Origin of the sequence: Nocardiopsis camelliae (genome assembly GCF_028993595.1) — a bacterium.
Lineage (GTDB): Bacteria > Actinomycetota > Actinomycetes > Streptosporangiales > Streptosporangiaceae > Nocardiopsis > Nocardiopsis dassonvillei.
The window spans coordinates 3,515,850-3,534,103 of record NZ_CP118614.1 but is presented as its reverse complement, the minus strand read 5'-3'; the positions used below and the strand labels follow the sequence as shown (position 1 = coordinate 3,534,103).

Below are 18,254 nucleotides of genomic sequence, written 5' to 3'. Positions count from 1 at the left end.
CCTGGGGGACCACGGGTCTAACGCATACCGAACACCTCGTTCGTTGTCGGTGTTGGGGTTCGACGGTAGCGGGTGGGGTGGGTGTGGCGCATGTGGTGTGGGGTGTGTCGTCGGGCGGTCGTGTGCGGCGGCGGGCCCCCCCCGGGGGGGGGGGTCGGGGCGCCGCGGCGGGGTCGAGGGGTGGTTTGTCAGGTGTGGGGGGTGTTCTTGATGAGGCGTTTGGTGGAGCGGCGGAAGGCCCAGATGACGGCTACGGCGGCCGCGGCGGTCAGGGGGAAGCCGGTGACGGTGTCGGCGATGGCGAGTCCGGTGGTGGAGTCGGCGAGGTAGAGCCACTGGCGCACGGTGAAGCGGGCGGCGAAGACGGCGGTGATGGCGAGGGTGGCCAGGTCGTGGGCGAAGCGGGTGGGGGCGTCGTCGCGCCAGGGGTGGGTGTTGCCGTGCAGGGCGTTCCAGATGAGTCCGGTGATCGGGCGGCGCGTGAGCAGTGTGAGGAGGGTGAGGATCGCGCCGGCCAGGGAGGCCCAGATGCCGATGAGGAAGAAGTCGTTGGCTGATCCGGTCCAGGCGGAGACGCCTCCGGCGACGGCGACGCCGAAGACGCCGCCCATGGCGCTCATGAAGGCTTCGCCGCGCCACATGCGGAAGGCGCCCAGTGCCAGGGCGGCGGCGATGGCGACTCCGATGGCCGTGGGCAGGGAGACGAAGGGTACGGCGGCGGCGAAGCCGACCACGGGCAGGGTGGAGTAGAGCATGCCCCAGGGGCCGCCGACGCCGTCGATGAGGGCCTGTTTGAGGTCGACGGGCTGTTCGGGGTGGGTGTTGTCGGGGGTGCCGGTGTGCTCGTTGCCGGGCGTGGTGTTGTGCTGGGGGGTGGGGGGAAGGTCGGTGCGGGTGCGCTCGGCGGTGGTCATCTCGGCCTCCGATGCGATGGGTGGCGTTGTGGTGTCGCGGGTCGGCGACTTCGTGGCCTCGGTGCCGTCTGCCGGGTTGTGGGTGCCGGTCGCGGTCGTCGAGGTCGTGTTCTGATTCCACCAGGGCGCTGCGCTGTGTGGCAGTGCGGTCACGTCATCTTTCGGCTGTGACGTGGTGTCACTGGTGCCGTCCGTGCCGGGCGCGCGTTGCTGTGTGGGCGCGGGTGCCTATCGCGTCGGGGTGTGCGGGGGTCTGCGGGAGAGGGTCTGGACCATGGCGTTGAGTGCCGGTTTGGGTGTGTAGGAGTCGTCGAAGGGCAGTGCGGCGGTGTAGCCGGGGAACCATTCGGGGATCCAGGAGTGCTGGTCGCTGACTCCCCAGACGGATACGCGTACGCAGCGGGGTACGTCGAGGCAGGCTTGGACGACCTGTGCGTATTCGCGGGCCTGGTCCTGGAGGGCGCCGTTGGGGACGGGTTCGGGGATGCGTACGTCCAGTTCGCTGATGCTGACTTCCAGTCCCAGGTCGGTGAAGCGGCGTAGTTGTCGGCTGAGGTCGTCGGGGACGTGGCCGTGGATGAAGTGGCTCTGGAAGCCGATGCCGTGCAGGGGGACGCCGCGGTCGAGCAGGGTGGTGACGAGTTCGTAGAGGGCGTCGGTCTTGGGGCCGCCGCCCTCGATGCCGAATTCGTTGATGTAGAGGCGGGCCTGGGGGTCGATCTCGTGGGCCGTGGTGAGGGCCTCGGCGATGTAGTCCTCGCCCAGGACCTGGTGCCAGAGGTTGTCGCGTAGGCGGGGGCCGCTGTCCTCGAAGGGTTCGTTGATGATGTCCCAGGAGGTGACGCGTCCTTGGTAGCGGCCCATGAGTGCCTGCATGTGTTCGCGGATGATCTGGCGTAGTTCGTCGGGGGTCCAGGTGCCTTGTGCGAGCCAGGCGGGTTGTTGGTTGTGCCAGAGCAGGGTGTGGCCGTGGACGGTGAGGTTGTTGCGTTCGGCGAAGTCGACGACGGTGTCGGGGCCGCTCCAGTCGAAGGTGTGGCGTTGGGGTTGGACGTACTCCCATTTCATGGTGTTCTCGGCGGTCAGGGAGGTGTAGTGCTCGGTGACCACGGAGCGGTACTCGCTGTCGTGGACGAGGGGGTTGACGGCCACGGCGACGCCGAGGTCGATGTCGCTCTGGTGGGCGAGTTGGGGGAGTCGGCCGGGGCCGGAGGGTTCTGGTTGTGCGGGCAGGGTGAGGGTGAGGACCGCGGTGACCAGGAGGATGACGGCGCACAGGGCGGCGGCGGTCAGCAGGGCTCCGCGTCCGCGGGTGAGCGAGCGCCATGGGGAGGGGGCCGTGCTGCGCATCTGGTCGCCTCTCGCCTTCTATCGGGTGCCCGTGGTGACGGGGAAGGCGGACAGGGAGCGTACGACGGTGGTGGGTCGGCGGGTGGGTGGGGCGGTGGGTCGTAGGTGGGGGAGGCGTTCGGCGAGGGCGCGTAGGGCGATGCGGCCTTCGAGGCGGGCCAGGGGTGCGCCCAGGCAGTAGTGGACGCCGCTGGAGAAGGAGAGGTGGTCGGCGGCGTCGGGGCGGGTGATGTCGAAGCGGTCGGGGTCGGTGAAGCGTGCGGGGTCGCGGTTGGCGGAGCCGATGAGGCACATGGCGTAGCCGCCGCGGCGCAGGGGTTGGTGTTGGACGGTGGTGTCGGTGTGGACCCAGCGGCTGGTCATCTGGACGGGTGAGTCGAAGCGCAGGATCTCTTCCACGGCGCCCGGGGCCAGGTCGGGGTCGGCGATGAGGCGTTCCCACTGGTGGCGGTGGCGCAGCAGGGCCATCACCCCGTTCCCGATCAGGTTCACGGTGGTCTCGAATCCGGCGATGAGCAGCAGGCGGCACATGGTGCTGAGTTCGGTCGCGGTGAGGTGGCCGTCGTCGACCTGGGTGACCAGGGTGGAGACCACGTCGTCGCGGGGGTCGGCGCGGCGCTGTCGCATGAGCCGGGTGAACAGCAGGTCCAATTGTGCCGTGGCCTGGTGGATGCGGCGCACGTGACTCGCCGAGCGGGCGCCGTCCAGGGCGCTGCCCAGGGCGTGGCCGATGCGGACGAATTCGGTGTCTTGGGAGGCGGGGACGCCGAGGAGGCGGCTGATGACGGCGATGGGCAGGGGTTGGGCGAAGTCGCGCATGAGGTCGAAGCGGCCTTTGGCGGCGGCTTTGTCCAGGAGTTCGTGGGTGGTTTGGGTGATCTGGGTTTCGTACTCGCTCATGCGGCGGGGGCTGAAGGCGGGGCGGGCGAGTTGGCGCAGGCGGGTGTGTTCGGGTGGGTCCTTCATGAGGAAGGACAGGTCCATGATGTCGAACTGTTGGGGTGGGGTGGTGCCGTCGGGGGGTTGGACGCCGAATTCGCGTCCGCGTAGGAGGGCGCTGACGGCTTGGTAGGTGTTGGCGGTGCGGAAGCCGAGTTTGCTGGTGGCGAAGTGGCCTTGGTCGCGCAGGCGTTGGTAGGTGGGGTAGGGGTTGTGGCGCCAGGGGTGGTGCAGGAGTCTGCTGGGGTGGTCTGCGGTCTGTGCGGCGGTCCAGGAGGCGGCGTTGGCCAGGCGTAGGCGGGCGTCGATGCGCAGGGTGTCGGGGATGTGCATGGTGTGTCCTCCTGGTCGCGTGCTTTTTCGACCCTAGGCGGGTGGGGGGTGCCTGGTCATGCGGGTTGGTGACTTGGCCGTGTGCGGTCAGGGGGGAACTTTGCGGGGTGGTTCGTCGTTGGGGTGCGGCGTTGGCGGGTGGGGTGTGGTGGTGGGGTTGTCGCAGGTGGTTGGGGTTGTGGGGGGTTGTGTGGGTGTGGGGTGGTTCGGGGTGGGGTGGACCCGGTGGCGTGGCGGGTGCGGGTGGGTGCCTGGTGGGGGCCGTGTCGGGGGTGTGGGGGCCCGCGGTGGTGCACACGCCGGTGTTTGCGGGGGAGTCTGGGGGGTGCGCCCGCCGATAGGTTGGGGGCAGGCGTCTTTCCGGCGGGTGCTCGGGCACCGGGGGAGGCGGCGGTCATCCTCTGGCACCCGGGGGTGGCGGAACGTCGTGTGTGGAGGCTGTAGTGTCCCTTAGGCTCGATCCCAGTGACCCGGAACGTATCGGCCGGTACCGGCTGATCGGCCGCTTGGGCTCTGGCGGCATGGGCCAGGTGTTCTTCGGCCGTTCGGCCGGGGGGCGTGCGGTGGCGGTCAAGCGCATCCATCCGCACATGGCCGCCGACGCCTCCTTCCGGGAGCGTTTCGCCCGTGAGGTCAACGCGGCCCGTCAGGTGAGCGGTGCGTTCACCGCGCCGGTGATCGACGCGGGTCCCGATGACGAGGTGCCCTGGCTGGTCACCTCGTATGTTCCCTCGTTGCCGTTGGACACGGCGGTGCACGATCACGGGCCGCTGCCGGAGGCGAGTGTGCGGGTGCTCGCGGCGGGTCTGGCCGAGGCGTTGGCCGACATCCACCGGGTGGGGTTGATCCACCGTGACCTCAAGCCCGGCAACGTGCTGTTGGCCGAGGACGGGCCGCGGGTGATCGATTTCGGTATCGCCCGTGCGACCGACGGTACGGCGGCCACGCAGTCGGTGATCGGTACGCCGGGGTTCATGAGTCCGGAGCAGGTGCAGGGGGAGGCGCTGACTCCGGCCAGTGACCTGTTCGCCTACGGTGCGGTGCTGGCCTACGCGGCGGCGGGGACGGGGCCTTTCGGTGAGGGCAGTATGCCCACCATGGTCATGCGCATCATCAGTCGTGAGCCGGATCTGTCGGGTGTGCCCGAGTCGTTGCGTCATCTGGTGGCGGCGTGTTTGTCCAAGGACCCGCAGGGCCGTCCGGGGCCGGGGGAGATCCTGGACTATCTGGGTGATGTGGCCACGGGGCCGACCTGGTTGCCCGCGGAGGTGATGCGCGGGGTTCAGGAGCAGGTGGCCAAGGTCAACGGGGCGTTGGCGGCCGCTGCCGGGGACGGGCGCGTTACCGGTCAGCACCAGCGCACGGAGGTGTTGGGACAGGGTGGTGCCGCTGCTGTGGGGGGTGCGGCGGGAGCTGCGGCCGGGGCGGCTGGTGCGGGTGTGTTCGGTGATGAGGCGGCCACCCGGGTCACGCCGCCGGTGCCGGGGCACGAGGGCGGTGCGACCTCGGTGCTGGGTGAGCAGCAGGGGTACGGGGCCACGGCGCGTTTTCCGTCGGGGCAGCAGGTTCCGCCGACCGCGCAGTACGGTCAGGGCGCTGCCTCCTACGGGCGGGAGGAGGCTTCGGGGTACCGGCAGTCGGAGCGGCCCAGTCAGGAGGACGCCTACGCCGACCTGTACGGCGAGCGGCGTGATCCGGGCGCGGACGTGCGCCGCCAGCAGCAGGAGCAGTTGCGTCAGCAGGAGGAGCAGCGCCAGCGCCGGATGCAGGAGCAGCAGCGCCAGCAGGAGGAGCAGCGCAGGCGGGTGGAGGAGCAGCGGTTGGAGCACCGGCGCCGTCAGGAGGCCGAGCGGGCCCACCGTGAGCGGGTGCGGGCCGAGCAGGAGGCCGCGCGTCGTGCCCAGAGCCAGGCGCGCCATGCGGACCAGCCGGGGTTGTGGGGTTTCGTCAAGCTGTTGCCGTTGTTGGTCATTCCGCTGATCCAGGTGCCGTTGGGGTACGGGGCGGCGTTGGCGTGGGCGTGGTTCACGACCGAGACCGAGGTGTGGACGGGGGCGCCGTACGCGTTCGAGCCGTTCCGGTGGGAGTCCTTCTGGCACGCGATGATGCTGGGGTACTTCCTGTTGAACAACCTGGTGTCGTTGGAGTACCTGGTCAGGTCGTTGCGGACGTCGTTCGTCACGGGTGCGGTGTTGGCGTTGGGTGCGATCGCGGCGACCAACGGTCTGTTGTACAGCTTCGGTTTTTGGGGCTGATCCCTGGCTGGGGGGTGTGGGTGCCGGGGCTGGCGGGCGTGTTGGCTGCGGTTTCGCGCTGTTGACAGGCGCGGGAGACCTGTCCCAGGGTGAGGCGCCGAGGGCGGGGCCCGTGGTCCGGGTTCCGTCCTGGTCCGGGCCGGGGTCCCGTCCTCGCCGCGGGGGCGGGTCAGGCGGAGATGCCGCCGTCGCTGGTCAGGAGTTGGCCGTTGATCCACCGGCCGCGGGGTGAGCACAGGAACTCCACCAGGTCCGCGGTGTCCTGGGGGGTGCCCAGGCGCCCCAGCGGGGTGTGCTGGAGGCACTCGTCCCTGGTGTGCTGTGACATCCAGCCGGTGTCGACGGGTCCGGGGTTGATGACGTTGGCGCTCACTCCCAGGTGGGCCAGCTCGCGCGCGCAGGAGAGCACGATGCGGTCCAGGGCGGCCTTGCTCGCGCCGTAGGGCAGGTTGCCGACGGTGTCGTCGCTGGTCAGGGCTATGATCCTTCCGGTGTCGTGCTCTGCGGTGAAGCGCAGTCCGAACTCGCGGGCCAGCTGCCAGGTGGCGCGCGCGTTGACCGCGAAGTGCCGGTCGAAGCTGTCCACGGTGGTCTCCAGCAGTCCGGAGTCGACCGACTCGCAGTGGCACATGATGAGTGCGTTCACCGGGCCCAACCGCTCCTGGACGGTGTCGAAGACGTGTGCGGCGGTGGCGGTGTCGGCCAGGTCGGCCTCGACCGCCGTGGCGCGGGCGCCGTGCCCGGTCAGGGCGTCCAGGATGGTGCGGGTGGCGCCCGGTTCGGCGCCCCAGTTCATGCGGGCGTCGTAGGCGCTCCAGTGGGTGAAGGCCACGTCCCAGCCCGAGGCGGCCAGGCGGAGGGCGATGGCGGAGCCGATACCGGTGGTGCGGCCGACGCCGGTGACCAGGGCCAGGGGGCGGGAGGGCGGTGTGTGCGTCATGGGGTGATGGTCGCGCGGTCCTCGCCCCGCACACCAGTGGTTTTCGTCGGGGGCGGGTGGCGCTCAACCGGTCAGGTCGGGGATCACGCGTGGGCCCACCCGTCGCACGTGGTCGCGGAACAGTGTCACCGCGGGGGGTTCGTAGCCGCCGCCCGATCCCTGTCGGGGCCAGACCACTGCGATGGGGCGGCGGGCGTCCACGCCCTCGATGTCCAGCTCCACCGTTCCGCTCAGCGCTCCCTTGGGGCGGGCGGGGAGCACCGAGACCCCCAGCCCGGCCGCGACCAGGCCGCGCGCGGTGGCGATGTCGTCGGCTTCGAAGGCCACCCGGGGGGTGAAGCCCGCTTGTTCCACGATGCGGTCGGTCAGGTGGCGCACGCCCCGTCCCGGTTTGAGCAGGATGAACTCCTCGTGGGCTGCGGCGGTCACCGCCACCGCCGCGTTCCGGGTTCGGCCCGTCGTCCCGCTGTGCGGGCTCTGGTGTCCGCGTGCCAGCGCGTGCTGCTCGGGTACCACCAGGCGCAGCACCTGGGTGTGCAAGGTGGCCGCCGCCAGTCCCTGTCCCGAGGGCAGTGGTGAGGTCAGCGCCAGGTCGGCGCCGCCCGCGGTGAGCCTGTGCAGCGACTCCGACCACGGTTCCTGGGTCAGGGAGAAGCGCACCCCCGGGTGCTGGGCGCGGAAGCCGCGCAGCAGCGCCGGGACCACCTCCACCCCCAGTGTGGGCAGGAAGGTCAGTGCCACGCGGCCCTCCTCGGCGCCGGTGAGTTCCGCCATGCCCTGGCGCAGGTCCGCCAGGGCCCGTTCCACGTGCGGCAGCAGCAGTTTTCCGGCGCGGGTCAGCCGGACCCCGCGTCCGGTGCGTTCGACCAGGGCCATTCCCAGTTCCTGCTGTGTGCGGGCCAGTGCCCGGCTCAGGGTGGGTTGGGGGGTTCCCAGTGCTTCGGCGGCCTGGGTGATGTGCTCGGTGGCGGCCACCGCGGCCACCATCCGCAGCCGCGGCGCCAGTACCTGGGCCAGGGTGTCGGCGTCGAGGTTCTCGCCGTGCTCACGGTGTTCCATGCGTTCCAGTATGGATGAACGCCAACGTATGCATTGGACGTATGAAAGCGGTCTTTCTAGCGTGGGCGGTATGACCCTGACCAGCGGCTCACCGTCCGACCATGACATGCGTCCCCGTGCGGGTAGCGGCGCCTACCGGCGCACGGTCGTCGCGTTGGTGGCCGCCGCGGTGGCGACCTTCGCCCAGTTGTGGTCGGTCCAGCCGATCCTGCCGGCGATCGCCGAGGGGTTCGGCGCCTCGGCCTCCCAGGCCGCGCTCGCGGTGTCGCTGGCCACCGGCGGCCTGGCGGGGTTCACCCTGGTCTGGAGCGGGGCGGCCGACCGTTTCGGTCGCGCGCGCGTCATCGGTGTCTCCCTGCTGGCCGCGACCCTGGTGGGGTGTGCGATTCCCTTCGTCGCCGATCTGTGGGTGCTGCTGGTGCTGCGCGCGCTGCAGGGCGCGGCTTTGGGCGGGGTGCCCGCGGCGGCCGTGGCCTACCTGTCGGAGGAGATCCATCCGGCTGACGCCCCGCGTGCCACGGGTCTGTACATCGCGGGCAACCCGTTGGGCGGGATGGGCGGGCGTCTGCTGGCCGGGTTGGCTGCGGACCTGGGTGGCTGGCAGTGGGGGATCGCCGCGAACACGCTGTTGGCCCTGGTCGCGCTGGCCGTGTTCGCGCTGGTCCTGCCCCGGGGGGCGGGCGTTTCGCGCGCCGCGTCGCCGTCGGCGGGGGCGGGTGGGGCCGGGATGGGCGGGCGTGTGCGCGCGGCGGTGACCACGCCCGGGCTCATCGCCCTGTACACCCAGGCCCTGTTGCTCATGGGCGCTTTCATGACGGTCTACAACCTGTTGGGTTTTCGTCTGATGGCCGAGCCCTTCGGGTTGTCCCAGGCCGCGGCCTCGCTGCTCTTCCTGTCCTACACCGCCGGGATGGTGGGTTCGGCGGTGGCGGGGGGTGCGGTCGCGCGCTGGGGCGGGTACGCGGTGCTCACCGCGGCGACCGCGGCGATGGCGGTCGGGTTGGGCGGGATGTTCGCCACGGCTCTGCCGGGTCTGTTGGCGGCCCTGTTGGTGATGACCTTCGGTTTCTTCTGCGCGCACGCCACGGCCTCGGCGTGGGTGGGTACCCGGGCGGTGCGGGGGCGGGCCCAGGCCATGGCGGTGTACACCCTGGCCTACTACCTGGGGTCGAGTCTGTTCGGCTGGGTGGGCGGTCTGGTCTACGACGGTGTGGGCTGGGGCGGGTCGGTGGTGTTCGCGTTGGGGTTGTGCGCGGCGGCCGCCGCGGCGGGTCTGCGTCTGCGCCGTCTGCGGTAGGGGTGGTGACCGCCCGGGGGCGTGCTGGTTCGCGGGGGCGTGTTGGGGGGAGTGTGGGAAGGGAGCACACCACCGTGGTAGTTTAAATTTAAACTACATTGGCAGGCGCCCCGGCGAACTCGACGAAGGGTGAGGGACATGGACGTGCGCCCCGCGGGAATCCACCACGTGACCGCGATCGCCAGCGATCCGCAGGCCAACGCCGACTTCTACCTGCGCGCCCTGGGCATGCGCATGGTCAAGCGCACGGTCAACTTCGACTCGCCCCAGACCTACCACCTCTACTACGGCGACCGGGCGGGCAACCCCGGCACCATCATGACCTTCTTCCCCTGGCCCGGCGCGCCCCGCGGGCGCGTGGGCGCGGGCCAGGCCACCACCACGACCTTCTCCGTGCCCGAGGGCTCCCTGGGCTGGTGGGCCCGGCACCTGGCCTCCCTGGACGTGGAGGCCACCCGCCCCGCCGAGCGGGGTGAGGAGGACGTGCTGAGCCTGCGCGACCCCGACGGCCTGGTCATCGAACTGGCCGCCAGCGCCGACCACCACGACACCGACCCCTGGGACGGGGGAGCGGTACCGCCCGAACACGCCATCCGCGGCATCCGCGCGGTGACCCTGACCGAGCAGGACGTGGAGGGCACCGTCCAGATGCTGGGCGACCAGCTCGGCTTCCACCTGGCGGGTGAGAGCGGGGAGCGCACGCGCTTTCACACCAACGCCTCCGGCCGGGGCGTGGGCACCATCGTCGACGTGGTGGCCGACCCCCGCGCGCCGCGCGGACTGGTCGCCGCCGGAACCGTCCACCACGTGGCCTACCGCGCCCCCGACGGCCCCGTCCAGGAGGCCTGGCGTCAGCGCCTGGAGGCCGACGGCGTGGGCGTGACCGAGGTCCGCGACCGCCGCTACTTCACCTCCATCTACTTCCGCGAGCCCGGCGGGGTGCTGCTGGAGATCGCCACCGACGGCCCCGGGTTCGACTACGACGAGCCGCTGCTGGAACTGGGCCGCTCGCTCAGGCTCCCGCCGTGGCTGGAGCCCGACCGCGCCCAGATCGCCGCGCACCTGCCCGCCCTGGAGACCGACCGGTGAGCGGCGTCGACGACCTCGTCCACGTCTTCACCCCGGCCACCGCCCCGGACGCGCCCACCGTGCTGCTGCTCCACGGCACCGGCGCCGACGAGCACGACCTCCTGCCGCTGGGGCGGGCCCTGGCCCCGGGCGCGGCCCTGCTCTCACCGCGCGGCACGGTGGACGAGAACGGGATGAACCGGTGGTTCCGCCGCCTGCGCGAGGGCGTCTTCGACGTCGAGGACCTCATCGAGCGCACCGCCGCGCTGGCGGCCTTCGTCACCGAGGCCGTGCGCGCCTACGACCTGGACCCGGAGCGCGTCGTGGTCAGCGGGTTCTCCAACGGCGCCAACACCGGGGCCGCCCTGCTGCTGCTCCACCCGCACCTGCTGCGGGGCGCCGCCCTGTTCGCGGCCGGGGCGCCGCTGCAGGGGCGCCGGCCCGATCCGGTGGACCTGTCGGGGGTGCGGGTGTTCCTGGGCTCCGGCGCCGCCGACCCGATCACCACCGTGGACCAGGCGCGCCTGCTGGCCGACCAGCTGCGTGAACGCGGGGCCCGGGTCCAGGCCCAGGAGCACCCCGGCGGGCACCAGGTGGCGCCCCAGGTGCTGGAGCAGGCCCGCGACTGGTTCGCCCGGTCCCGGTTCTGACCTGGGCTTTTCCTCAGGCTGCGGCGGCGCCCCCTGACCCTGGGCGTCGCCGCTTCGCACGTCGTGGGCCGTGTACTCCTGTTCATCGCGAAAAAGCCAGCGCGACACTCACCAACATGGATACCATCAGCAGCGAAATGCACACCCAAAGTGACATGGAGTGGTTTTCGTGTGCTTGATGCAACGTTTCCTGGCTGGTACCGCCGCCGGTGTCGTCCTGGCCACCGTCCTGTTGGTCGGCGCCGCCCCGGCCTCGGCGGACTCCGTGGCCACCGGGTTCTCCCGTTCCCTGCACTTCTTCAGTGACGAGGGCTTCCTCGACGACATCATCGACAACATCACCATCACCGTCTGAGCGCTGACCCCGCGGGTCTGACCGGTGCCCTCATCGCACGCCCACGGCGTCGTCCCTCCCTTGGGCGCACGTGCGAGGAGCGGGGCCCAGCGGGCGCGACCGTGTACGGCGGGTTCACCCCTTCCCTCGTGAACCCGCCCCGGGCCTTGCGCCCGTCGGAGCGGAGCCGCCGCTCGCGCGCGGGCCAGGGACACCCTGGGACGAAACCCCCGGCGGGTGAAGAGTAGGCTTCGTGGGTCAGCCATCCCCGCCACGAAAAGAACCCATGATCACCTCTTCCCTCGGGCGCGCGCGGTAGATGGACCCCGAGATCCTCGGCCTGCTCCTGCTGGTCGGCGTCGCAGCGGGCTGGGTCGACGCCGTAGTCGGCGGAGGCGGCCTGCTCCTGCTGCCCGCCCTGCTGGTCGCCGCGCCCACCACACCCCTGGCCACCCTGCTGGGCACCAACAAGCTCGGCGCCGTCTTCGGCACGACCTCCGCCGCCCTGGCCTACGCCCGCAAGGTCGGGATCGACCGCCGCGTGGTCGTGCCCACCGCCGGCCTGGCCCTGCTGGGCTCGGGTCTGGGCGCGGCCATGGCCGCCGCGCTCACCGCCGACGTGCTCAAACCCGTCATCATGGTGGTCCTGGCCGGGGTGGCCCTCATGGTCTACTTCCGCCCCGCCATGGGTGTGGCCTCCGACCGGGCTCTGCGCACCCGCAACCGGGCCCTGGCGGTGGTGGCCCTGGCGGGCCTGGGCGTGAGCTTCTACGACGGCCTCATCGGCCCGGGCACCGGTGTCTTCCTCATCATCGCCTTCACCGCCGTGGTCGGCATGGACTTCGTCGAGGCCTCGGCCTCGGCCAAGATCGTCAACGTGTGCACCAACCTGGGGGCGCTGGTCGTCTTCGGTCTGGGCGGCCACATCGACTGGCTGCTGGGCCTGGGGCTGGCGGTGTGCACCATCATCGGCGCCCAGATCGGCGCCCGGATGGCCCTGCGGCGCGGTTCGGGGTTCGTGCGCGCCGTGCTGCTGGTGGTGGTCATCGCCCTGCTGGTGCGCATGGGCTGGGACATCTTCACCTGAGGCCGCCCCACGGGCGGACGAGTGCGCGGCGCGTTCAGCCGCGCAGCCGGTAGAAGTGGAGGGGTGAGTTGGGTGTGAAGCCGATACGCGGGTAGACGGGGGCTCCGGCCTCGGTGGCCTGCAGTACGGCGCGCCCGAGTCCGCTGGCCCGCGCGCCCTCGTACAGGGCCTTGCGGGTGACGGCCTCGGCGTAGCCCCTGCGCTGCCAGTGCGGTGCGGTGGCCACGAGCACGACGAACAGGCAGTCCCGGGCGGGCACGGTCGCGGCGCACGTGACCGCCTCGCCCCGGCGCATGCCCAGGTAGGCGTGGACGCCGTCCTTCCACAGGGTGGACCCCGCCAGTCCGTCGCGGCCCTCCTCCAGCGCGAAGCCGTAGGCGCGTGAGTTCAGGTCGGCGTAGGAGCCAAGGTGTGCGTCGTTGCTCACGCGCACGAACGTCAGGTCGGGGTGGGAGGGCTCGGGCAGGTGGGCCAGGTCCGCGGCCATGCCGACGCCGCCGAAGGCGCGCTCCAGGCCCGCCCGGTGGGCGGTCTCGTGCAGGTGCTCGCGCGCGCCCTGGTCGAGCAGGTCCGCAAAGAGCCACAGGAACCCGGGGTGCCTCTTGGTGCGCATCACCCGCGCGGCCCGGTGCAGGTCGCGTTCCAGGCCCGCCGCGTCCAGGTCGGGGCCGGTCAGCGTCAGGCAGTTCCAGAAGGCGAAGCGGCAGTCGGCCCAGCGCACGGCCAGGCCCGGCAGGTCGCGCACGTCGGCGCGCGGGTCGCGGTCCAGCACCAGGGAGCGCCAGACCCGGGTGAGCTGTTGCATCGACTCGATCGACGCGGTGCGGTCCCCCATCAGTCCCCTTCGGCGGGTGGGGCCCGGTGCGGGCCCGGTGGGCGCTGTGCCCCGCCCCGGGGCGGGCGGGCCGTGGCCGCGGTGGCGGGGGTCAGCGCGTGGCGTGCGCTCCCCACGATGGCGGGCCCGCCCCGGGTTACCGGCGGGTTCGCCCGTTTCGTGACCCGGGTTCTCACACCGCGGGTGCGGTCTGTCCGGTCAGGGCCCGGGTCACGTCCTGGATGATGCGGTGGGCGGCGTGGTGGTTGGCCGCGCCCCACACGTCGTGGTCCATGCGGTAGATGCGCTCGTCGCGCACCGCGCGCAGGTTGGACCACACCCCCGCGGAGAAGGTGCGGGGCGCGTCGGGGTAGCCCGATCCGGCCAGGACGAAGACCGCGTCGCCGTCGGCGCGCTCCAGGTGCTCATAGCCCAGGGCGATGAAGTCGGTCTCTCCCTGGGCCTGGGTCTGGCCTTGGGGGCGGGGCAGGCCCAGGTCCTGGACGATCTGTCCGGGGAAGGAAGCGGGCGTCTCCAGGCGTATCTCGCTCTGGCTCTGCAGCCGCACGAGCGAGACCTCGGTGGCGGCCGGGTCCACCCCGGCCCCGGTGATCTGCTGGCGCGCTTGCTCCAGGGCCGTCTCGTACTCGGCCACGGCCTGCTCGGCCTGTTCGGGGGTGTCCAGGACCTCGGCGACCTGGTGCAGGTGCTCGCGCCAGGAGCCGGTGCCCTCCCACTCCAGCAGCACCGTGGGCGCTATGGCCTCCAGGTTCGCCAGCATCTGGGCCTGGGCGCCGGACTGGGTGTGGACGCCGATGATCAGGTCCGGGGCGGCGTTGGCCAGTTCCTCGATGTTGACATCGTCCTCGGCGGGGGAGTTGGTCGCCAGGGTCAGGGCGTCGCCGTCGGCGCCCGGGGGCAGGAAGGGGGCCAGGCCCTGTTCGGGTGCGCCGGGGGTGCCCATGGTGGCGGCCACGTCGTGTCCCAGCAGGGTCGCGGCGGCCAGGGTCGGGCGCCACAGGACGGCGACGCGCTGGGGTGTGGCGGGGATCTCCACGCTGCCGTTGGCGGCCTGTACGGTGCGGGTGGGCCCGTCCTGGTCGGCTCGGGGGTCGGGTGGTGCGGCGCAGCCGGACAGGGTCAGTGCCGCTAGGGCGGTTAGTGTGGCCAGGGCACACACAGGACGCGACAACTCGGGCATAACGGGCACCCTTCCGTGCGAACGGGATGAAGGTAAGGCTAACCTGTCCGGGGCGGCGCGCGGTGCACCGGTGCCGCCCCGGGCTGCACCCCACCAGGGCAGCCGCGTCCACCACCCACGCCACAACGAACGGGGAAGCCGTGGCCCTGCGCGCCCCCACCCTCACGCGCCCCACCCTCACCAGGCGCATCATCCGCCCCCTCGGGCTGGTCGCCGCCCTGGGCCTGCTCACCCTGTGCGCCCTGCTCAGCGTCACCATCGGCACCAAACCCATCCCCGCCGCCGACGTGTGGGCCGCACTGACCGCCTACGACGGCTCCTACGACCACGACGTCATCCGCAGTCTGCGCGTACCCCGCACCGTCATCGGCGTCTTCGTCGGCGCCGCCCTGGGCCTGGCCGGAGCCCTCATGCAGGCCCTGACCCGCAACCCCCTGGCCGAACCCGGCATCCTCGGCGTCAACTCCGGCGCCGCCGCGGCCGTGGTCATCGCCGTCATCGCCTTCGGCGCCACCGGCACCGGCTACGTCTGGCCCGCCTTCCTCGGCGCCGCCCTGGCCGCCGTCGCCGTCTACGCCCTGGGCTCACGCGGACGCTCCAGCGCCACCCCCGTACGCCTGGCCCTGGCCGGAACCGCCGTCGCCGTCGTCCTGCAGGGCCTCGTCCACGGCGTGTTCGTCCTCAACGAGTTCGTCTTCGACCGCATCCGCTTCTGGCAGGTCGGCTCCCTGGTCGGACGCGACCTGGACGTCTTCTGGCAGGTGGCGCCCTTCCTGATCGCGGGCATCGTCCTCACCCTGTGCCTGGGCCCCTCCCTCAACGCCGTCGCCCTGGGCGACGACCTGGCCGCCACCCTGGGCGCCAACATCCCCCTCATCCGCGCCGCCACCGCCGTGGGCGTCATCCTGCTGTGCGGCGCCGCCACCGCCGCCGCGGGCCCCATCTGGTTCGTCGGCCTCATCATCCCCCACGCCGCACGCCTGGTCACCGGACCCGACCAGCGCTGGCTGCTGCCCTACTCCGCGGTCCTGGGCGCCGTCCTGCTCACCGCCGCCGACACCCTGGGCCGCGTCATCGTGCCGGGCGCCGAACTGGAGGTCGGCATCATCACCGCCTTCGTCGGCGCCCCCCTGTTCATCGCCCTGGTCCGCAGCACGAGAATGGCCCAACTTTGAGCCGCACCCTGACACCGCACCGCCCGCGCGAGCGCGCCCGCACCAGACCCCGCGGCTCCTTCGCCCTGCGCCTGTTCGGCGAACGCCTGTCCCTGCTGGTGCGCCCGCGCACCCTCGTCGTCGCCGCGGTCCTGACCGCCCTCAGCGCCGCCGCCCTCACCGTCTCGGTGGCCGTGGGCGACTACGAGATCCCCCTGGGCGCCGTGCCCGCCGCCATCTGGGGCTACGGCGAACGCCTGGACGTGTTCTTCGTCCAAGGGGTGCGCCTGCCCCGCGCCCTGACCGCCATCGGCGTGGGCGCCGCCTTGGGGCTCGCCGGAGCCGTCTTCCAGAGCCTGTCGCGCAACCCCCTGGGCAGCCCCGACATCATCGGCTTCACCGGCGGCGCCGCCACCGGAGCCGTCACCGTCATCCTGCTCTTCGGCGCCGGACGCCTGGGCGTGTCCCTGGGCGCCATCGCCGGGGGCATGCTCACCGCCGCCGCCGTCTACCTGCTCTCGACCAAGAACGGCGTCCAGGGCTACCGGCTGGTCCTGGTCGGCATCGGCATGGCCGCCATGCTCGGCGCCGTCCGCGACTACCTGCTCACCCGCGCCGAACTCACCGACGCCCTCAGCGCCCAGATCTGGATGATCGGCAGCCTCAACGGCCGCGGCTGGGCCGAGGTCGCGGCCGTGTGGATCTGCCTGGCCCTGCTGGGACCGGTCCTGCTCGCCCTGGGCCAGCGCCTGCGCTTCATGGAACTGGGGGAGGACACCGCCCGCGGCCTGGGCGTGCCCACCCGCTCCACCCAGCTGATCGCCCTGGCCGCCGCCAGCGCCCTGACCGGCGCCGCCATCGCCGTCTCGGGCCCCATCGGCTTCGTCGCCCTGGCCGCACCCCAGCTGGCCCGGCGCCTGATGCGCACCGGCGGCACCACCCTGGCCGGATCCGCGCTCATGGGCGCCGCCCTGCTGGCGGTGGCCGACCTGGTCGCGCTGCGCGCCCTGGCCCCCACCCAGCTGCCCGTGGGCGTGGTCACCGCCGTCATCGGCGGCAGCTACCTGATCTGGTTGCTCTACACCGAATGGCGCGGCGGACGTGCCTGACCCGAACCGAGGAAGAACGATGACCATCGCCGACCACTCCGCCTCCCGCCTCCAAGGACGCGACCTCACCCTGGCCTACGAGCAGCGCGTCATCTCCCGGGACCTGGCCGTCACCATCCCCGACAACTCCTTCACGGTGATCGTGGGCCCCAACGCCTGCGGCAAGTCCACCCTGCTGCGGGCCCTGTCGCGCACCCTCAAGCCCGCGCACGGCCACGTGCACCTGGACGGCAAGGCCATCAGCTCCTACCCCGCCAAGGAGGTCGCCCGCCGCCTGGGGCTGCTGCCGCAGACCTCCATCGCCCCCGACGGCATCGGCGTGGCCGACCTGGTGGCCCGCGGCCGCTTCCCCCACCAGGGGTTCCTGCGCCAGTGGTCCAAGCAGGACGAGGCGGTCGTGGCCGAGGCCATGGCCTCCACCGGCGTGGCCGAACTGGCCGAGCGGTCGGTGGACGAGCTCTCCGGCGGGCAGCGCCAGCGCGTGTGGCTGGCCATGGTCCTGGCCCAGCAGACCCCCCTGCTGCTGCTGGACGAGCCCACCACCTACCTCGACATCGCCCACCAGATGGACATGCTCGACCTGTGCGCCCAGCTGCACGCCGAACGCGACTACACCCTGGTCGCGGTCCTGCACGACCTCAACCACGCCTGCCGCTACGCCACCCACCTGATCGTGATGAAGGAGGGCGCCATCGTCGCCGAGGGCGACCCCTCCACCGTGGTGACCGCGACCCTGGTCGAGGAGGTCTTCGGCCTGCCCGTGCGCATCATCCCCGACCCCGAGACCGACACCCCGATGATCGTGCCCGTCGACCGCCGCGGCGCCACCCGCTGACCCCGCGACCGCCGCAGACGGGCTCGGCCACGGCACGCCCAGGCGGGGGAGGGGCACGCCAGGCCCCGCCGGACGCAACCTCCGCTGCGCGGCGCGCGGGCAGGTCACGAACACGTCCTTGGTGCCGGAGCCGACGGGGGAGGAGCCCAAGGGCGGGGGAGCGGCCCCCGCCGGTCCTTCGCCCGACGGGTACCCGGGCCGCCCGTCACCGGTCCGACCCCCGGGGCCGCCGGGCCACACGGTGGGGCCCGGGGCGCACCACGCGTCCCGGGCCCCACCGCGCCCCTCCCTCGGGGCGTCCCCTCTCAGGCGCCCGACAGCTCCAGGCGCAACACCAGAGCCACCAGCTCCACCAACACCTCCTTGACCGACTCCCGGTCCCGGGCGTCGCACAGCAACAAAGGCACCCGCTCCTCCAGGTCCAGCGCCACCCGCACGTCGTCCGCCCGGTGCGTGCGCTGCCCGTCGAAGCAGTTCACCGCCACCACGAACGGCACCCCGCGCGACTCGAAGAAGTCGATCGCGTCGAAGGAGTCCGCCAACCGCCGGGTGTCGGCCAACACCACCGCCCCCAGAGCGCCCTCGGTCAACTCCTCCCACATGAACGAGAACCGCCGCTGACCCGGCGTACCGAACAGGTACACCACCGTCGACCCGTCCAGCGTGATCCGGCCGAAGTCCAGGGCCACCGTCGTGGTCGCCTTGGCCTCCACCCCGTCCAGATCGTCCACGCCCACACTCTCGGAGGTCATGACCTCCTCGGTGTGCAGCGACTCCACCTCGCTCACCGCCGAGACCAGGGTGGTCTTACCCGCCCCGAAGCCCCCCGCGACCACGATCTTGAGGGTGTCGGGAACCGGCCCCGCACCCTCGGCGTCCATCACGACCAACGACACATCCACTCCACCTCGACAC

At 72.0% G+C, this 18,254-nt stretch carries 17 protein-coding genes; 9 read left to right on the top strand and 8 right to left on the bottom strand.

The genetic code is table 11. The features are described from left to right. Positions 1-188: 188 nt before the first annotated feature. The 3 genes from PV789_RS15555 to PV789_RS15545 all read right to left on the bottom strand — a co-directional run bounded on the left by PV789_RS15555 (position 189) and on the right by PV789_RS15545 (position 3,536). Positions 189-1,067, bottom strand: a complete 879-nt coding sequence (locus PV789_RS15555) for a DUF3159 domain-containing protein (RefSeq protein ID WP_274973293.1) — start codon at positions 1,065-1,067, stop codon at positions 189-191. 75 nt (positions 1,068-1,142) lie between these two features. After that, a complete protein-coding gene (locus tag PV789_RS15550; RefSeq protein WP_274973292.1) occupies positions 1,143-2,264 on the bottom strand; it encodes an endo-1,4-beta-xylanase in 1,122 nt (373 codons plus the stop codon). An 18-nt stretch (positions 2,265-2,282) separates the two neighbouring features. Beyond that, the gene (locus PV789_RS15545) at positions 2,283-3,536 is read right to left on the bottom strand and encodes a cytochrome P450 (RefSeq protein ID WP_274973291.1); all 1,254 of its coding nucleotides are present in this window, start codon (positions 3,534-3,536) and stop codon (positions 2,283-2,285) included. Between the two features lie 443 nt (positions 3,537-3,979). On the opposite strand from PV789_RS15545, the gene PV789_RS15540 reads away from it, so the two are divergent. Beyond that, positions 3,980-5,791, top strand: coding sequence for a serine/threonine protein kinase (locus PV789_RS15540; protein WP_274973290.1), 1,812 nt, complete (start codon positions 3,980-3,982; stop codon positions 5,789-5,791). Between the two features lie 169 nt (positions 5,792-5,960). Here PV789_RS15540 and PV789_RS15535 read toward each other — a convergent pair whose 3' ends face one another. Both PV789_RS15535 and PV789_RS15530 read right to left on the bottom strand, forming a co-directional pair. Further along, a complete protein-coding gene (locus PV789_RS15535) occupies positions 5,961-6,731 on the bottom strand; it encodes an SDR family oxidoreductase (protein ID WP_274973289.1) in 771 nt (256 codons plus the stop codon). A gap of 63 nt (positions 6,732-6,794) precedes the next feature. Beyond that, positions 6,795-7,790, bottom strand: coding sequence for a LysR family transcriptional regulator (locus tag PV789_RS15530; RefSeq protein WP_274973288.1), 996 nt, complete (start codon positions 7,788-7,790; stop codon positions 6,795-6,797). A gap of 70 nt (positions 7,791-7,860) precedes the next feature. Here PV789_RS15530 and PV789_RS15525 point away from each other — a divergent pair, with 70 nt between their 5' ends. From PV789_RS15525 to PV789_RS15505, 5 genes are all read left to right on the top strand, one after another. Further along, a complete protein-coding gene (locus PV789_RS15525; RefSeq protein WP_274973287.1) occupies positions 7,861-9,087 on the top strand; it encodes an MFS transporter in 1,227 nt (408 codons plus the stop codon). 138 nt (positions 9,088-9,225) lie between these two features. Further along, positions 9,226-10,176: a ring-cleaving dioxygenase gene (locus tag PV789_RS15520; protein ID WP_274973286.1), complete on the top strand. Its 951-nt coding sequence runs from the start codon at positions 9,226-9,228 to the stop codon at positions 10,174-10,176. Beyond that, a complete protein-coding gene (locus tag PV789_RS15515; protein WP_274973285.1) occupies positions 10,173-10,805 on the top strand; it encodes an alpha/beta hydrolase in 633 nt (210 codons plus the stop codon). The genes PV789_RS15520 and PV789_RS15515 overlap by 4 nt, the downstream gene beginning before the upstream one ends. 178 nt (positions 10,806-10,983) lie before the next feature. Further along, entirely contained in the window at positions 10,984-11,160 is a 177-nt protein-coding gene (locus PV789_RS15510) for a hypothetical protein (RefSeq protein WP_274973284.1), read from the top strand. 298 nt (positions 11,161-11,458) lie between these two features. Continuing rightward, positions 11,459-12,226, top strand: coding sequence for a sulfite exporter TauE/SafE family protein (locus tag PV789_RS15505; RefSeq protein ID WP_274973283.1), 768 nt, complete (start codon positions 11,459-11,461; stop codon positions 12,224-12,226). 34 nt (positions 12,227-12,260) lie between these two features. Here PV789_RS15505 and PV789_RS15500 read toward each other — a convergent pair whose 3' ends face one another. Further along, positions 12,261-13,061: a GNAT family N-acetyltransferase gene (locus tag PV789_RS15500; protein WP_274973282.1), complete on the bottom strand. Its 801-nt coding sequence runs from the start codon at positions 13,059-13,061 to the stop codon at positions 12,261-12,263. Positions 13,062-13,233: 172 nt separating this feature from the next. Beyond that, positions 13,234-14,241 carry an iron-siderophore ABC transporter substrate-binding protein gene (locus tag PV789_RS15495; RefSeq protein WP_274973281.1) on the bottom strand — a complete coding sequence of 336 codons (1,008 nt, stop codon included), beginning with the start codon at positions 14,239-14,241 and terminating at the stop codon, positions 13,234-13,236. A gap of 140 nt (positions 14,242-14,381) precedes the next feature. On the opposite strand from PV789_RS15495, the gene PV789_RS15490 reads away from it, so the two are divergent. The 3 genes from PV789_RS15490 to PV789_RS15480 are packed head-to-tail and all read left to right on the top strand — an operon-like array spanning position 14,382 to position 17,339. Then, positions 14,382-15,416, top strand: a complete 1,035-nt coding sequence (locus PV789_RS15490; protein WP_274973280.1) for a FecCD family ABC transporter permease — start codon at positions 14,382-14,384, stop codon at positions 15,414-15,416. Continuing rightward, positions 15,413-16,504, top strand: coding sequence for a FecCD family ABC transporter permease (locus PV789_RS15485; RefSeq protein ID WP_274973279.1), 1,092 nt, complete (start codon positions 15,413-15,415; stop codon positions 16,502-16,504). Before PV789_RS15490 ends, PV789_RS15485 begins: the two co-directional genes overlap by 4 nt. A 19-nt stretch (positions 16,505-16,523) precedes the next feature. Continuing rightward, positions 16,524-17,339 (top strand): ABC transporter ATP-binding protein, encoded by an 816-nt coding sequence (locus PV789_RS15480; RefSeq protein WP_274973278.1) that lies wholly within the window; start codon positions 16,524-16,526, stop codon positions 17,337-17,339. Between the two features lie 305 nt (positions 17,340-17,644). Here PV789_RS15480 and PV789_RS15475 read toward each other — a convergent pair whose 3' ends face one another. Continuing rightward, entirely contained in the window at positions 17,645-18,220 is a 576-nt protein-coding gene (locus tag PV789_RS15475) for a GTP-binding protein (RefSeq protein WP_036552209.1), read from the bottom strand. Positions 18,221-18,254: the final 34 nt, after the last annotated feature.

Bases quoted from the DNA above. Each gene is read 5' to 3' on its own strand.
- PV789_RS15550 (WP_274973292.1), bottom strand. From the start codon at position 2,264: ATGCGCAGCACGGCCCCCTCCCCATGGCGCTCGCTCACCCGCGGACGC.
- PV789_RS15545 (WP_274973291.1), bottom strand. From the start codon at position 3,536: ATGCACATCCCCGACACCCTGCGCATCGACGCCCGCCTACGCCTGGCC.
- PV789_RS15535 (WP_274973289.1), bottom strand. From the start codon at position 6,731: ATGACGCACACACCGCCCTCCCGCCCCCTGGCCCTGGTCACCGGCGTC.
- PV789_RS15530 (WP_274973288.1), bottom strand. From the start codon at position 7,790: ATGGAACACCGTGAGCACGGCGAGAACCTCGACGCCGACACCCTGGCC.
- PV789_RS15525 (WP_274973287.1), top strand. From the start codon at position 7,861: ATGACCCTGACCAGCGGCTCACCGTCCGACCATGACATGCGTCCCCGT.
- PV789_RS15520 (WP_274973286.1), top strand. From the start codon at position 9,226: ATGGACGTGCGCCCCGCGGGAATCCACCACGTGACCGCGATCGCCAGC.
- PV789_RS15510 (WP_274973284.1), top strand. From the start codon at position 10,984: ATGCAACGTTTCCTGGCTGGTACCGCCGCCGGTGTCGTCCTGGCCACC.
- PV789_RS15505 (WP_274973283.1), top strand. From the start codon at position 11,459: ATGGACCCCGAGATCCTCGGCCTGCTCCTGCTGGTCGGCGTCGCAGCG.
- PV789_RS15500 (WP_274973282.1), bottom strand. From the start codon at position 13,061: ATGGGGGACCGCACCGCGTCGATCGAGTCGATGCAACAGCTCACCCGG.
- PV789_RS15495 (WP_274973281.1), bottom strand. From the start codon at position 14,241: ATGCCCGAGTTGTCGCGTCCTGTGTGTGCCCTGGCCACACTAACCGCC.
- PV789_RS15480 (WP_274973278.1), top strand. From the start codon at position 16,524: ATGACCATCGCCGACCACTCCGCCTCCCGCCTCCAAGGACGCGACCTC.
- PV789_RS15475 (WP_036552209.1), bottom strand. From the start codon at position 18,220: ATGGACGCCGAGGGTGCGGGGCCGGTTCCCGACACCCTCAAGATCGTG.